Below are 15,997 nucleotides of genomic sequence, written 5' to 3'. Positions count from 1 at the left end.
GCGTAAGAAGCCCAGCATAGCTGGGCTTTTTTATGGATGGTGTATACGTTGGTGATTAGAAAACGTACTTAGCTGATAATTGCAAGCGGTTCAGATCGCCATCAAGGCTGGCTTCAGTATCTCGCGTGGCGACCTTATACTCCACACCAAAGGTCAGTTTTTTAACCGGTGAATAGAGTAAGTTGGCACTGAAGCTCTGGCTTGATTTAGTGGGGTTACCTGAAATGGCAAGTAGGTTTTCATCGTTATCAGCCGAAAAAAACGAATACAAGAAAGTCGAGCGCAATGTATCATTCCAATGGTATTGATAACTGATAAAGCCAGATGTAGAGTCAATAGCATGTAATTTGTTTCCATCATACACAGCACCATTTGCTACATTTAAGCCTACATAACGACCTAATCCTTGACCCTGCGTGAGCATAAACTTCAGATTATTTTTCCCAAAGTTGATACGTCCCGAAGCACTGATCCCCATAGATGTTTCAGTTTCATCTGCTGCCCCCAATTTGTAAGTTAGTTGACGAGCGAGGGCGGCGACAACCAAGTGTCCCCAATCGGCATTGTAGGTATAACGCGCTGTAAAATCTGGCATGCTCGTATCATCAGTAACGACTCTTGCGCTATCAGCGGTCGTTACTGTACTTTCTGGGTTTTCTGCTGAGAACGACCAATTACCCACATTGTATTTAACCATTGCTTGGCGCACGAACACCGTACCCTCAGCCGCACCAACAAAGTCTAGTGTTTCAGGTAGCGCTGAGACATTTTGAAAGTTTGACCAAGCTTGACCAAATGTCCAACCTTTGTAACTAACGTAAGCTTGCCTCAGTCTTGGCGAATATGAGTTAGTGACGCGTTCATTACCACCTGTTGATACGATAAAATCGAGCTCGATTTTGGTTTTTATATCACTGCCATCATCTAATTTGGTTGTTGTCGCTAAATTAAATCGAGATTGTCTCGCATGCATGTCAAAAACCGCATCTTCAGACGATGTGGCTGACACCGGCGTGGTCCCAGGCACGTAAAAATCGCGGCCGATATTGCCACTGCCTAAAGTACCATCAGAGAAATCACTCCAAATGGCGTCTAGTTTAACGTAGCCACCGTAATTGATATCCGTTTGACCTATAGAAGCGGCGAATGAAGGTGCTGATAGCACGCTGAAAATGCTTGCGGCAATTGTCGTTTTTGTTGTGTAACCGAATGTTGTCATAATCTTTTTTCCTGTGCAGCGACTCATCATGTGCGATGTCGTCTGATAAAAAGCGTCGGTATTCACTTTTGATGAAGGATGGGGATTACTCAATTACCTATTGGTCTATACGACTAAGGTGGCAAATATTACGCGCAGTTACTTGAATAAAGTATTCTAAAAAGTAAAGAGTGATAATTAGTGTTTTGAAATTTAAGCGATTTTACTTTCATCTGGTGCAATTAAAGGTATTTCTTGAGCTATGCCGATGACTTGAGATAATTTCATATGAAAGGTCTGCGTTATTTACTTCTACAACTAAGGTCTAATACTTTCATGGCTTTGCCTGAGTGATGCTTGGGTAACGCCTAAAGGCAAACAAATTAAAATGGAGATGACTATGTCGCAGAGCATTTATCCTGTTCCTGAAGCAATAAAGAAACACGCACTCATTGATAACGATAAATATAACACGCTATACAAGCAGTCAATTGAGGACCCACAAGGGTTTTGGGCTGAACATGGGCAACGGCTAGAGTGGTCAAAGCCATTTTCAAAAGTAAAAAACACCTCATTTGATAAAGGTCATATCAGCATTAAATGGTTTGAAGATGGTCAACTGAACGCTTCATATAACTGTATTGATAGACATCTAAAAGATAAAGCAAACAAAGTCGCGCTGATTTGGGAAGGAGACAACCCTGAAAATAGTGAACACATTACCTATCAGACTTTACATGATGAGGTGGCAAAGCTAGCAAACGGCTTGAAAAAATTAGGTGTTCAAAAGGGCGATCGCGTTGCTATTTATATGCCGATGACGCCACAAGCTGTGTATGCAATGCAAGCTTGTGCAAGGATCGGTGCCATTCACTCTGTGGTATTTGGTGGTTTTTCACCTTCAGCGATAGCGGACCGAATAAAAGATTCTGGAGCTAAAGTCGTTATCACTTCAGATGAAGGCCGACGTGGTGGTAATTGCGTACCACTTAAAGCGAATGTAGATGAGGCGGTAGCACAACCGGGTGTAGATATTGAGCATGTGGTGGTGCACCGTTTAACTGGCGGTGAAGTTGAGTGGCAAAGCCACGATGTATGGTGGCATGAGTTAGTCGCAGATGTAGAGGCGAAGTGCCCTCCAACGGCGATGAATGCTGAAGACCCATTATTTATTTTGTATACCTCTGGGTCAACGGGTCAACCAAAAGGGGTGGTGCATACCACTGGTGGGTATTTGGTCTATGCATCAATGACACACGAGTATGTATTCGATCTAAAAGAAGATGATGTTTACTGGTGTAGTGCCGATGTAGGCTGGATCACCGGCCACAGTTATATTGCTTATGGCCCACTTGCCAATGGCTGTACACAGGTCATTTTTGAAGGCATTCCAACTTATCCAAGTGCCGGTCGTATTGGAGAAATAGTTGATAAACATAATGTAACGATTCTTTACACTGCGCCAACTGCTATTCGGGCATTGATGGCGAAAGGAGATGAGCCAACTGCCACATCTAAGCGCGCTAGTTTACGTATTTTAGGCTCGGTGGGTGAGCCAATTAACCCTGAAGCTTGGACTTGGTATTACGACAAGATAGGCAATGGCGCATGTCCGATAGTGGATACATGGTGGCAAACAGAAACAGGTGGGATCATGATTACGCCACTGCCTGGTGCTACAGACATGAAGCCAGGCTCTGCAAGTCGACCTTTCTTTGGTATAGCTCCTGCGCTATTTGATGCACAAGGTAATGCTTTAGCAGACGCTGCTGAGGGTAATCTGGTTATTCTTGATAGCTGGCCGTCACAAGCTCGCACCGTTTACGGCGATCATGAACGTTTTGAACAAACCTACTTCTCGGCATACCCTGGGGTGTATTTTACAGGGGATGGTTGTCGCCGCGATGAAGATGGTTACTATTGGATCACTGGGCGTGTAGATGACGTACTGAATGTATCTGGGCACCGACTAGGCACAGCAGAGATTGAAAGTGCGCTTGTTGCTCACGAGTCAGTGGCTGAAGCTGCAGTTGTAGGTTACCCTCACGATATTAAAGGCCAAGGTATTTATGTATACATCACGCCTAACGAAGGGGTGGTGGTAACAGAAGAGCTGACAAAAGATGTGAGAAATTGGGTCCGTAAAGAGCTTAGCCCAATTGCCTCTCCTGATATGATCCAATGGTCACCTGGGTTGCCAAAAACACGCTCAGGTAAGATCATGCGCCGTATATTGCGCAAAATAGCAGCGAATGAATACCAACAATTAGGGGATACTTCAACGCTTGCTGATCCTAGCGTAGTCGATGAATTAATTGAAAATCGCTTGAATCGTTAATTGAACGTTAAAAGCTTGAATTTCGTTTAATTCTAAACGAGTATATCGGCTGCTATTGTAAAAGATAGTGGCCGAATTTTTTAGGAGCACAGTATGAACCAGTTTTTAATTGCAGACGATCATCCGCTATTTAGAGCGGCATTAAAGGGTGCGTTGCAAAATCAGTTCGATACGCTCACTGTGTTTGAAGCCGATACTTTTGATAGCACTCTTACAATACTGTCACAGCAGGATGAATTAGACCTATTGTTACTGGATTTGCATATGCCTGGCAGTGGTGATTTATACGGCCTGATAAGAGTGAGAGAGGACTACCCGAGTTTACCTATCGTGGTGGTATCAGGTAGTGAAGATCTTAGTGTGATCTCTAAAGTGATGGCTTATGGTGCTATGGGGTTTATTCCAAAATCTTCATCACCACAAGAGATTAATCAAGCTATCGACACAGTGTTAGAGGGAGATAACTGGCTACCTGAAAATATAAAAGATAAAGTAGCTAACACAGCCCATGAAGATAAAGAACTCGCGCAACAAGTTGCCTCACTGACGCCACAGCAATTTAAAGTGCTTCAGTATCTGCATGAAGGTCTACTAAACAAACAAATTGCGTTTGAGTTGCACATTTCTGAAGCAACCGTGAAAGCACATATCACCGCTATTTTTAGAAAGCTAGGGGTGTACAACCGAACACAAGCAGTATTAATCGCCTCAAAACTACAACTAGAACCGATTGAGCCACAAATATAAAAAGCGCCTTAGCGCTTTTTATATTGCTTACAGAAAAGTGAATTAACTAAACACCACTGTTTTGTTATCGTTAATAAAAACCTTATGTTCGCAAGCCAGTTGTAATGCTTTGCAAAAGACCGTTTTTTCAATATCTCTACCCATTTTAGCCATACTCTCAGCATCATTTGCATGACTCACCTGCGTGACATCTTGCACTATGATAGGACCCTCATCTAACTCATCGTTGACAAAATGGGCCGTAGCGCCAATGATTTTTACGCCGCGTTCAAAGGCTTGGTGATAAGGTTTTGCACCAATAAATGCGGGTAAAAATGAGTGGTGAATGTTAATAATGCGGTTATTAAATCGAGCAACAAACTCAGGACTTAAAATACGCATGTATTTAGCAAGACCAATGATATCTGGCTGATATTGCTCAATAACGTGTGCCATTTGCTCGTCATGTTCTACACGTGAAAGCCCTGAGTGTGGTACACAGTGAAAGGGAACCCCAAAGCCTGCGACCAAAGGCTCTAAATCAGGGTAGTTGGCGACCACCGCTAATATTTCGATGTTCATTGCTTTCTCATACTCTTTAAGGAGTACGCCGCCCAGACAGTGCGCTTCTTTGGTTGCCAACAAAACCACTTTGGTTTTTTCACCGTGATGGAGTGCAACCTGAGCCCCTGCTGGGAGCTGCTCTCTTAGCTGCTCTAAAAATTGCGCATGTGGCTTGCCAGTTAACTCAGTACGCATAAAAAAGCGTGAGCCTTCTCTATCTACAAACTCATTGTTGCGAGTGATATTTAAATTATGCTTAAAGCATAAGTTGGTAATTTTGGCGATGAGCCCAACACCATCAGCACATTGCGTAGTTAGTATGTAATTCATTTTCCTCATTCCTATAAAACCCCTTTTTTGCAAGGGGGTTTAGCATACTAGCAACCCTGAATCTTTAGGTTAACTATAAATCGCAAATTAATGGTTATTTTTTGCAATTAGCCGCCATAAAACGAAGTTACAAGCGATGATTGAGCAAAGCTTTTAACTTGGCTGGCTTAACAGGCTTGCTAAGATAATGAATTTGTTCTGTTTTGGTCTGCTGTTTTAATGCATCATCACGCACTGCGGTAATAAGTACCGCAGGTACTGTGGTTTGCCAAATATGCCTCAGATTTCTGATGACAGCGATACCATCATCGTTTTGCCCAAGTTGATAGTCCATTAATATCATGTCGGGCGCTTGTTGGTTGTTAGCGTATTCGATTGCTTCATGGGCTTGGGTGAAAAGCACAGCGTCAATATGCCATTTGCCTAGCAAGCTGTTCATGGCCTCTAGATTTTTTGGATCGTCATCCACCACCATCACGGTGAGTTGCGATTTTTTACTGCTATCAGCTTGAAGGTTATCGTTGGCTTTAGACTCAGCCAATTGTGCATCACCAAAAGGAATGATAATAGAAAATCGGCTGCCTTTACCGACAATCGAAGTAACTTCTATTTCCAAACTCAGTAAATCACACAGCCGCTTTACCACGCCTAAGCCAAGTCCAACCCCTTTATTATCATTGCTTTGAATGCGATAAAAGTCGTTAAAAATTTTGCTTAATTGATGCTCAGAGATACCTGGGCCGGTATCCCACACATCAAGACGTAAGCTGTGTTTTTTGTTACGGCACGTTACCAGCACTTTACCTTGCTCTGTGTACTTAACGGCATTGGAGACTAAATTTTGGATAATACGTCTTAAATAGGTTGTATCGCTATGTACGTAGGCATGATTGCTGCGAACTTTCAGTTGCAAGCCTTTTTCGCTGGATAAAATCGCATATTCATTGGCAAGGGGGTTTAAGATATCGTCAATGCAAAAATGCCTTGGTGTGGGCTTCATAGCACCTTGTTCCAATTTTGCGATATCCAGCAGTGATGACATAAGGTGTACTGTAGAATCTAAGCTATCAGAGAGCTTTTCAAAATTACTTTGATCTTTATGATTAAGGTGCTTTTCGTCGATGGCTGCCAAATATAAACGGGCAGCGTTGAGTGGCTGTAATATGTCATGGCTGGCCAATGCCAAGAAACGCGTTTTACTGTCGTTGGCTTGTTCAGCTTCTTTTTTAGCGGCCATTAAGGCATTTTCGGTGTCGATACGTGACGCTATCTGCGCTTGTAAATCGGTATTGATGGTGCGGATCTCTTGGGTGCGCGCTTCTATGCGGTTTTCTAGATCCATGTTGATTTCTTCCAGCGCATTTTGGGTGGCAATGTGCATAGTAATATCGGAGAAACTGGTAACAAACCCTCCTTCTGGTAAGGGGTTGCCGCGCATTTCGTATACTTGGCCATCGCGTCGATGGCGAATAAAATGATGGGGGGTGCCATTGCGCAAATGCTGCACGCGTTTATCGACCAGACGTTCAATATCACCAGGTCCGCATTCTCCGCGCTGTGCGTTAAACCGGATCACTTGCTCAATCGGTAAACCAACTTCTAAAAAACCCTCTGGATAGGCAAACATTTCGCCGTAGCGTTTATTCCATGCGACTAAGTTGAGGTCTTTATCTACCACTGAAATACCATGGCTGAGGTTCTCCAAAGAGGTGTACAGCAAGTTTTGGTTAAATTGCAGCGCTTGTGTGGTTTCATCAAAGAAGTTTACCACCTCTTCAAATGCCATTTGTTTACCCGATGCCACGGTATGGATGAGGGCTTGTGCTGAAGATGCACCTAAAACCCCGGTGAGTGCTCGTTCACAATAAGCAATAAAGTCAGCATCTGGGTGCGCGTTGTTATCATCAATGTTATGGCTTAGCGCATAGTGGCTCAGTAGTTGCCCTGAACGTTGAATGCCTAAAAAAGTTTGTAAGAGCACTTTAAAATCATAAACACTGGCTTTGACATTTTTATCTAATCGCTTTGAAAAACGCGCTTGTTCTTTGGGGAATACAAACGCAGCGGCTTGAATTTTATCAATCAACCTTTCATGTGCAGCCAGTGAAAAGCTTATATAACAGCTGATGTTAGCCAATAGTGCGATGAGTGTACCGCGTGTGATGATGCTTTGTCTTAGCTCATAATCAAATGGTGCTGCATTGCCTACAATGGGTAGCATTAAAAAAAGCGCCCAACAGCTAAAACCTGCAAGTAAACCAGCATATACACCGTATGCGTGTCCTTTGCGCCAATACAGGCCCCCAACGATGGCTGGCAGTAACTGTGTTACCAAAGAAAAAGCGACTAATCCCATATTTGCCAGCGCTTCTCCATGCCCAAACCACTGCTGATACAAATAGGCTAACAGCAAAATTGCGGCAATAGTGACACGGCGGATCATTAAAATAGGGGTTTTGTAGTTGCGTGTCAGAGCACTGCGTTTAAGTTTACGTTTTAACAGCAGCGGTAATACTACATCGTTTGATAACATAGTACTGAGTGTTAACGTTGCAACCACAATCATCGCCGTGGCTGCCGATAAACCACCTATGAATACGAAGGTTGTGATCACTGGGTGATTTTGCATCAGCGGCAGTGCTAGAACAAAGCTATCGGCGGCAATATTATTGCCGATGTCGGGGTGGATTGCTGCCGTTGTGATTGGGATGATCATCGCAGCTGTAAGTAATAGATACACAGGGAATGCCCAGCGCGCAGTATGCAAGTGGCGGTGGTTTTGGTTATCGACCACGGTGACATGAAATTGCCTTGGTAAACAAACTATCGCTGCTGCCGCCATCAGTGTCTGGCCAATAAAGTTAAAATTAAACGCGTCAAAATTAAACCAATGCTCAAAAGAAATGGTTTGGCTTTGTGGCAGCTGTATTAAAGTCACAATAGCCAAAAATGCAACCGCAGCCAGTGCTAAAAACTTAATGATTGACTCAAAGGCCACTGCCAACATGAGTCCAGAGCGATACTCAGTTACATCTACTTTGCGAGTTCCAAAAAAGATAGCAAACAAAGCCATGATTAATGTACCAGTAAGCGCAAGTACGTTTCCTGAGAGCGTTTCATCTTGTTGTAGCAATAAAAAGCTACTGCTGAGCGCTTTGAGCTGCAACGCAATATAGGGGATCGTTGCTAGCAGCGCTATCATGGTAACCATAACGGCCGTTGTTTGGCGCTTGCCATAACGCGCGGAAATAAAGTCTGCAATGGTGGTGATATTTTGCTTTTTACTGACCAGTAGTAATTTTCGCAAAAAGCCATGGCCAAATAAAAATAGCAGTGCGGGGCCTAATAATATCGGCAGATAATGCCAACTGCTTGTTGCAGCGGTTCCAACAGCACCATAGTAAGTCCAAGACGTACAGTAAATACCCAATGAAAAAGCGTACACGAAAGGATGATGGGTAATGCGCATGGCCAAAGGCGTGGTTTTATCACCCCAGTTGGCTAACCAAAATAATACACCGATATAGCTCAGTGCGACGAGAATGAGAGCGGCTGTCATTGTTGTTCTTCTTAAACTGCGATTTCATTACCTTATCATAATTTGTTTTTAAGTCTGTATAGGTCACTCGTTTCAATAATGTGTAAACCTTTGTTTTTAAACAAAATAAATGTTCTGCGAGATATGTTTAGACTAATGTCGTATAAGCGTCATATTTCACGCTCAACGTCACATTTTTACATAGCATGGTTTTAAGTTGTTGATATTTATTGTTTTTTAGTTGTATTAATTTTACTCAAGGTGCAGTTTACGTTAAGGTAAACTTGCTGCTACGACTAAGGTCTCAATTTCTTCTGACAAAGCCATTGCTAAGGTAAATGATGACAATTAATACCAACACAGCTCATTAAAGAGCACGTGATAGGGGATATAAAAATGGCTTTTAAAGACGAACAACAAGCAAAAGCATACTGGTCAGAAAATCTCAGTTTAATGTTCAAACTATTGGCAATTTGGTTTGTCGTGTCGTTTGGTTTTGGCATTTTGCTGGTAGATGTACTCAATGAAATCCGTTTCTTTGGATTTAAATTAGGTTTTTGGTTTTCACAGCAAGGCGCAATCTACACCTTTGTAGCCTTGATTTTTGTCTACGTATTCAAAATGAATGCATTAGATAAAAAATATGGCGTAGACGAATAAGGGGCAATTTCGATGGATGTACAAACTCTCACATTTATTATTGTTGGTTTGAGCTTTGCGCTTTATATCGGCATCGCGATTTGGGCAAGAGCTGGATCGACACAAGACTTCTATGTTGCTGGCGGTGGTGTGCCACCATTTGCTAACGGTATGGCGACCGCTGCTGATTGGATGAGCGCAGCGTCGTTTATTTCCATGGCGGGTATTATTTCCTTTGCCGGTTACGACGGTGGTGTTTACCTAATGGGATGGACCGGTGGTTACGTACTGTTAGCTCTATGCTTAGCGCCTTATTTACGTAAATTTGGCAAGTTCACGGTGCCTGATTTCATTGGCGATCGATACTATTCACAAGTGGCACGCGTGGTTGCCATACTTTGTGCCATATTTATTTGCTTTACCTACATAGCGGGACAAATGCGTGGTGTCGGTGTGGTGTTTTCTCGCTTTTTAGAAGTAGACATTGAAACAGGTGTTTACATCGGCATGGTGATTGTTTTCTTCTATGCTGTGCTAGGCGGGATGAAGGGGATCACCTACACACAAGTGGCACAGTATTGTGTGTTGGTATTTGCCTACCTTGTACCTGCGATTTTTATCTCTTTGATGATGACGGGCCACATACTGCCTCAGACAGGATTTGGCGCAACACTCGCTGATGGCTCAGGGATGTATGTATTAGATAAGCTAGATGGGTTAAGTGCCGAGCTTGGTTTTGCGCAATATACCGAAGGCTCAAAGAGCATGATTGACGTATTTGCCATTACCGCTGCACTGATGGTTGGAACCGCGGGTTTACCTCACGTTATTGTACGCTTTTTCACTGTACCTCGTGTTAAAGATACGCGTATTTCAGCGGCTTGGACCTTAGTTTTTATCGCGATTGTATACACCACTGCGCCTGCCGTTGCGTCATTTGCGCGCGTTAATATGATAGATACCATTAACGGTAAAGATGGTAGCGGAACCGCGTATGCGGATGCACCAACCTGGGTGAAAAATTGGGAAAGAACAGGTCTGATCGTTTTTGAAGACAAAAATAATGATGGCAAGATGTCTTACTCGGCTGGCAAATTGGAAGATCCAAATAGTGCCAATGAGGTTAAGATTGACCGCGATATTATGGTATTGGCGAACCCTGAAATTGCCGACTTACCAGCTTGGGTGATTGCACTAGTTGCAGCCGGTGGCATAGCCGCAGCCTTGTCTACTACTGCAGGCTTATTGCTAGTGATATCCACTTCGGTATCTCATGATTTGCTCAAACGTACCTTAAAACCTAATATCAGTGATAAACAAGAGTTACTCGCCGCACGTTTATCAGCCATGGTTGCCATCGCTATCTCCGCATATTTTGGCATTAATCCTCCAGGGTTTGTGGCCTCCGTAGTGGCGTTTGCCTTTGGCTTAGCTGCCGCTAGCTTCTTCCCCGCGATTATTATGGGTATATTCTCTAAGAGTATGAATAAAGAGGGGGCTATCGCGGGTATGGTGACGGGGATCTCGTTTACCGCAGCGTATATAATTTACTTTAAGTTTGTCAGCCCTGAACTTAATACCCCTGCACATTGGTTATTTGGGATATCACCAGAGGGGATTGGTATTGTAGGTATGGTGGTTAACTTTGTGGTGGCTGCTGTGGTACTTAAGTTAACAGCTCAACCTCCCGTTGAAGTGCAACAAATGGTTGAAAGTATTCGCAATCCTAAAGGGTCAAGTGCTGCGCACGCACATTGATACGTGAAAGATGAAAAAGGACACCCAGCCCTTTTGGGCTGGGTTTTTCGTTTCAACTGTTGTCGCTTAATTATTCGCGACATATGCTCAGGAGTATAAGATGACGCCAGAAATAGCTGAGGTTAAACAGTTTGTTATTAAACAGATGCCGTTTAGTCAGTTACCCGAAGCTGCGAGTCATTTTTTCGCCACTCACCTCGAAGTTGTTTATTTAACGCAGCAAAACCAACATCAATGGTTGCGAAGTACGCATCTTTTTTTATATTTAGTCCGCTCAGGCAGTTATGATCTATTGTCGGCAAGTGGTGAAGTGATCACGCGATTAGCTGAAGGCGACTACTTTGGTTACCCGTCATTACTCACAGGAGAAGCAATTAAAAATCAACTGAGTGTAACTACCCCAGGGCTTGTTTATGTGTTAACGCAAAGCAACTTTGATTTCTTACGCCGAGAATACAAGCTTTTTGAACAGCACTTTGTCAAAGCGCATGCCAATCGCTTGTTGTCATCTCATTACAAACAAAATCGAGATAATTGGAGTGAGCAAAAGATCAGTGATGTAATGAGCAGAGGGGCTGTCGCGTTGACACCCGATGCAACAATTGTTGATGCTGCCAAAACCATGAGTCAATATGGGGTTTCTTCAATTATAGTGAGTGAAAATGAGCAGCTATTAGGGGTTGTTACCGACCGAGATCTACGCAATAGGGTTTTGGCTCAAGAGCGTGATCCGCATGCACCTTTATCCTCAATTATGACCCAATCTCCGAAATATGTATTTGAGCATAATCGTGTTTTTTCAGCGTTACATTTAATGTTGAAGCATAACATTCATCACTTACCAGTTTTAAATGAACATCATGTGCCATTGGGGATGTTAACCAGTACAGACTTGTTGCGACAACAAAAAAGCGACCCAGTACAATTGATTGGCAATATCTATAAAGCACAAAGTGTGGCACAGCTCAAATTGCTCGCAGCAGAGATCCCCTTGCTGCTGAAAAGCTTTGCCTATAATGTGGAAGACACCTCTTTAATCGGTAAATTATTGAGTGGCCTAAGTGACGCGCTGACGGCTCGTCTCATCGCAATTTACCAACAGCAAAACGGTCAAGCACCTTGTGTATTTAGTTGGATCTGTTTTGGCTCTCAGGCGAGGGAAGAGCAAACACTGCATTCAGATCAAGATAACGGTTTGCTATTGCCAAATGAGGTGACGCAAGAGCAGCGAACATACTTCGCACATATGAGTGAGTTTGTTTGTGAGCAACTTGCACTGTGCGGTATTAAGCGCTGTCCTGGTAATATTATGGCCAGTAATGAGGCGTGTAGAGGTACTGCGGAACAATGGTTAGCGCGGTTTGAAAATTGGATATACGCACCGACGCCTAAGGCAATGCTTAATTGTAAAATCTATTTTGATTTACGCTTTATAGAAGGATCTAGCGCGCTCTATGGTGAATTTACTTCAAAGCTGGCAAAGTTGAAAAAAGATGATTTGTTTTTTGCAGCAATGGCCACTGACATAAACACAAATTCAGTGCCTCTGGGGTTATTTCAGCAACTTAAGCTGGAGAAAGATCAACAGCATCATAAATTCTTGGATCTTAAACGTCGAGGCGTGGTGATCATCAATGATCTGGTTCGTTTGTATGCACTAAAAGCGCAAATATATAAAGCCAATACACTTGAGCGTTTGGAGGCGCTGCTAAGTTGTGACTTACTCAGTAAAAATGATGTTTATGATCTTAAAGATTGTTGGCGATACCTTACGCAACTGCGGCTAAATCATCAATTAGAACATGATCATCTGCCTGAAAACTGCATTAATCCAGCAGATCTCACATCACTTGAAAAGCATCAATTGAAAGAGGCATTTTATTTAATAAAGCAGGCACAGCAGGCATGTGCTTTTAAGTTTGCTAGAGGAAGTTTGTAGTGTTTGTAAAGCGCTGGTGGCAAAAAGTCTATAAGCAATTTCAGTTAAAGCAATATGAATTTGAGGCGTTGAACTATCTGGTCGTAGACATTGAACTGACAGGCCTAGATGTCAAACAAAGTGAAATCGTTTCGATCGCTTGGTTAGCGATTGAGGCGGGTAGAATTGACTTACATTCAGCTCAGTACCATGTCCATAAAGACGTAAAAGCATTAGAGCAAAGTCCTATATATCATGGCATCGATGAAAGTATGCTAAAGGACGGAGCGTCGCTAGAGCATATAATGTGTAATTTATCACAGGCACTAGATAAAAAGGTGTTAGTTTGCCACAGCGCATTAGATTGGCCATTTATCAAACAGGCGAGTGCAATGACCAGCATCTCGGTTGAGCCGCTCTGCATGGTCGACACCATGGCGATTGAAAAAAAGCGCTTACTCAGCTGCGGACAGCCTATTGCTGGTGATAGTTTGACTTTAGCATCGTGTCGAAAGCGTTATCAGTTACCTGATTATCAAACTCATCATGCTTTGACGGATGCGTTAGCCACAGCCGAGCTCTTACTTGCACAGGTTAATGCGATGAATGCAGGAAAACGCATTAAATTAGCTGATTTAATGTAAAAAAAAACATCATTTCCCTTACACATTTAGTCTTGGTCGATTACAATAGCGCCATCTTTGGAGCGACGCTCCTATCATCTTTTTGCATTTAGCTGGATTTTCACTTTAATGACAATCAAACTGGCAATTAATGGATTTGGTCGTATTGGGCGCAATATAGTTCGCGCTTTATACGAGTCTGGACGCCAGAAAGAGATCCAAATAGTAGCGATAAATGAACTGGCAGATCCTAAAGCGGTTGCGCACCTATTAAAATACGATACGTCTCATGGTCGTTTTGCTTATAACGTAAAGCATGAAGCGCCCTATCTGAATGTAGCCGGTGATAATATTCAATTGTTTAGTGAAGCCGATCCGAGTTTACTGCCTTGGCAAGCGCTTGATGTTGATGTAGTGCTTGAATGTACAGGCGTATTTCATTCTCGCCAAGATGCACAAAAGCATCTTAACGCGGGTGCAAAAAAAGTGCTGTTTTCCCAACCTGCGGATGCTGATGTCGATGCCACCATTGTGTATGGCATAAATGAAGAAGAGTTAGCTCCCTCGCACACCATTGTATCGAATGGTTCATGCACGACTAATTGCATAGTGCCTGTAATTAAAGTTCTTGATGATGCGTTTGGCATTGAATCGGGCGCGATAACAACGATCCATGCTTCTATGCATGATCAGCAAGTGATTGATGCATACCATAGTGATTTGCGCCGCACACGTGCTGCAAGCCAATCAATTATTCCCGTTGATACTAAATTAGCGCGCGGTATTGAACGTATTTTACCTAAATTTCATAGTCGTTTTGAGGCAATCGCTGTGCGAGTTCCTACCATTAACGTGACGGCAATGGACTTGAGTGTGACGCTAAACCAAGATGTTGACCTATCAAAGGTCAACCACGTGTTGCAGCAGGCGGCCTCAGGACGTTTAGAGGGAATATTAAGTTACACTGAAGAACCCTTAGTGTCAGTTGATTTTAATCATGACCCACATTCTTGTATTATTGATGGCACACAAACACGAGTTAGTCATAAACGGCTAGTAAAATTATTGGTATGGTGTGACAACGAGTGGGGATTTGCCAATCGTATGCTCGACACCGCAGCGGCTATGTTGGCGCAAAAGTAGTTTATTTGAATATTGAAGTATCGTTTATATAGGAGATGGTCCATGTCAGTCATTAAAATGGCCGATTTAGATTTAAGTGGCAAACGTGTTTTAATTCGTGAAGATTTAAATGTGCCTGTTAAAGAGGGCAAAGTGACCTCCGATGCCCGTATTCGTGCATCGTTACCAACTATTAAATTAGCCCTTGAAAAAGGCGCTAAAGTGATGGTGATGTCTCACCTAGGTCGTCCGACAGAAGGTGAGTATGATGCGCAATATTCATTACAGCCTGTTGTTGATTATTTAAATGACGCATTAGAGCAACATGTTCGCTTAGAGACTGATTACCTAGATGGTGTTGATGTTGCAGACAATGAAGTTGTGGTATTTGAAAATGTTCGCTTTAACGTAGGCGAAAAGAAAGATGATGAAACGCTTTCTAAAAAACTTGCAGCATTATGTGATGTGTATGTAATGGACGCATTTGGCACGGCCCACCGTGCTCAGGCGTCTACCCATGGTGTTGGTTTGTTTGCACCAGTAGCTTGTGCAGGCCCATTATTAGCGGCCGAACTAGATGCATTAGGCAAAGCATTAGATAATCCAGCACGACCGTTAGTGGCGATTGTTGGTGGCTCTAAAGTATCTACTAAACTAACCGTGCTTGATTCACTGTCAAAAGTGGTTGATCAGCTTGTTGCCGGTGGCGGTATCGCAAATACTTTTATTGCAGCAGCAGGACACGCTGTTGGTAAATCTTTATATGAAAAAGATTTAATCGCTGAAGCAACCAAACTAACTGAAGCTGCTCGTAGTAACGATGGTGATATCCCTGTGCCAACGGATGTTGTTGTTGGTTCAGAATTTTCCGAATCAGCAGTTGCTACCATCAAAAATGTCAGTGAAGTTACCGATGAAGATATGATTTTTGATATCGGTCCAGATACCGCGAATACTTTAGCAAAAATCATTGAGCGCGCAGGTACCGTGGTGTGGAATGGTCCGGTTGGTGTGTTTGAGTTTGATCAGTTTGGTAATGGTACAGAAGCGATTGCCAATGCCATTGCCAAATCTAATGCATTTTCGATTGCAGGTGGTGGTGATACATTAGCTGCGATTGATAAATATGGTGTTGCAGACGATATTTCTTATATTTCTACGGGTGGTGGTGCCTTTTTAGAGTTTTTAGAAGGGAAAAAACTACCAGCTGTGGCTATGCTTGAAAAAAGAGCAAGCGTTTAAT

11 protein-coding genes are annotated in these 15,997 nt (G+C 42.9%); 8 read left to right on the top strand and 3 right to left on the bottom strand.

Annotated elements, in window-relative coordinates:
* Nucleotides 1-55 precede the first annotated feature (55 nt).
* Nucleotides 56-1,219 (bottom strand): DcaP family trimeric outer membrane transporter, encoded by a 1,164-nt coding sequence (locus tag HG263_RS14005; protein ID WP_171626698.1) that lies wholly within the window; start codon nucleotides 1,217-1,219, stop codon nucleotides 56-58.
* Between the two features lie 379 nt (nucleotides 1,220-1,598).
* Here HG263_RS14005 and acs point away from each other — a divergent pair, with 379 nt between their 5' ends.
* Complete coding sequence (gene acs, locus HG263_RS14000; RefSeq protein WP_171626697.1) at nucleotides 1,599-3,536, top strand: acetate--CoA ligase; 1,938 nt, start codon at nucleotides 1,599-1,601, stop codon at nucleotides 3,534-3,536.
* A gap of 93 nt (nucleotides 3,537-3,629) precedes the next feature.
* Nucleotides 3,630-4,283: a response regulator transcription factor gene (locus tag HG263_RS13995; protein WP_171626696.1), complete on the top strand. Its 654-nt coding sequence runs from the start codon at nucleotides 3,630-3,632 to the stop codon at nucleotides 4,281-4,283.
* A gap of 42 nt (nucleotides 4,284-4,325) precedes the next feature.
* On the opposite strand, the gene purU is transcribed toward HG263_RS13995, so the two are convergent.
* The gene (purU, locus tag HG263_RS13990; RefSeq protein ID WP_171626695.1) at nucleotides 4,326-5,156 is read right to left on the bottom strand and encodes a formyltetrahydrofolate deformylase; all 831 of its coding nucleotides are present in this window, start codon (nucleotides 5,154-5,156) and stop codon (nucleotides 4,326-4,328) included.
* A gap of 127 nt (nucleotides 5,157-5,283) precedes the next feature.
* A complete protein-coding gene (locus HG263_RS13985) occupies nucleotides 5,284-8,715 on the bottom strand; it encodes a PAS domain-containing hybrid sensor histidine kinase/response regulator (RefSeq protein WP_171626694.1) in 3,432 nt (1,143 codons plus the stop codon).
* Between the two features lie 375 nt (nucleotides 8,716-9,090).
* Between HG263_RS13985 and HG263_RS13980 the strand changes: the two genes are divergently transcribed.
* The 6 genes from HG263_RS13980 (at nucleotide 9,091) to HG263_RS13955 (ending at nucleotide 15,996) form a co-directional block, all read left to right on the top strand.
* Nucleotides 9,091-9,354 carry a DUF4212 domain-containing protein gene (locus HG263_RS13980; RefSeq protein ID WP_171626693.1) on the top strand — a complete coding sequence of 88 codons (264 nt, stop codon included), beginning with the start codon at nucleotides 9,091-9,093 and terminating at the stop codon, nucleotides 9,352-9,354.
* A 12-nt stretch (nucleotides 9,355-9,366) separates the two neighbouring features.
* Entirely contained in the window at nucleotides 9,367-11,091 is a 1,725-nt protein-coding gene (locus tag HG263_RS13975) for a sodium:solute symporter family protein (protein ID WP_171626692.1), read from the top strand.
* 100 nt (nucleotides 11,092-11,191) lie between these two features.
* Nucleotides 11,192-13,030 carry a DUF294 nucleotidyltransferase-like domain-containing protein gene (locus tag HG263_RS13970; RefSeq protein WP_171626691.1) on the top strand — a complete coding sequence of 613 codons (1,839 nt, stop codon included), beginning with the start codon at nucleotides 11,192-11,194 and terminating at the stop codon, nucleotides 13,028-13,030.
* Nucleotides 13,030-13,653, top strand: coding sequence for an exonuclease domain-containing protein (locus HG263_RS13965; RefSeq protein WP_171626690.1), 624 nt, complete (start codon nucleotides 13,030-13,032; stop codon nucleotides 13,651-13,653). Before HG263_RS13970 ends, HG263_RS13965 begins: the two co-directional genes overlap by 1 nt.
* Before the next feature lie 108 nt (nucleotides 13,654-13,761).
* Nucleotides 13,762-14,775: an erythrose-4-phosphate dehydrogenase gene (epd, locus tag HG263_RS13960; protein WP_171626689.1), complete on the top strand. Its 1,014-nt coding sequence runs from the start codon at nucleotides 13,762-13,764 to the stop codon at nucleotides 14,773-14,775.
* 42 nt (nucleotides 14,776-14,817) lie between these two features.
* Complete coding sequence (locus HG263_RS13955; RefSeq protein WP_171626688.1) at nucleotides 14,818-15,996, top strand: phosphoglycerate kinase; 1,179 nt, start codon at nucleotides 14,818-14,820, stop codon at nucleotides 15,994-15,996.
* The last annotated feature ends 1 nt before the right edge of the window (nucleotide 15,997 follow it).

The sequence above is a fragment of the Pseudoalteromonas caenipelagi genome, from assembly GCF_013140855.1.
GTDB classification, from domain to species: domain Bacteria; phylum Pseudomonadota; class Gammaproteobacteria; order Enterobacterales; family Alteromonadaceae; genus Pseudoalteromonas; species Pseudoalteromonas caenipelagi.
Note: the sequence above shows the minus strand (reverse complement) of the source record. Positions and strands in the feature narration are given on the sequence as shown.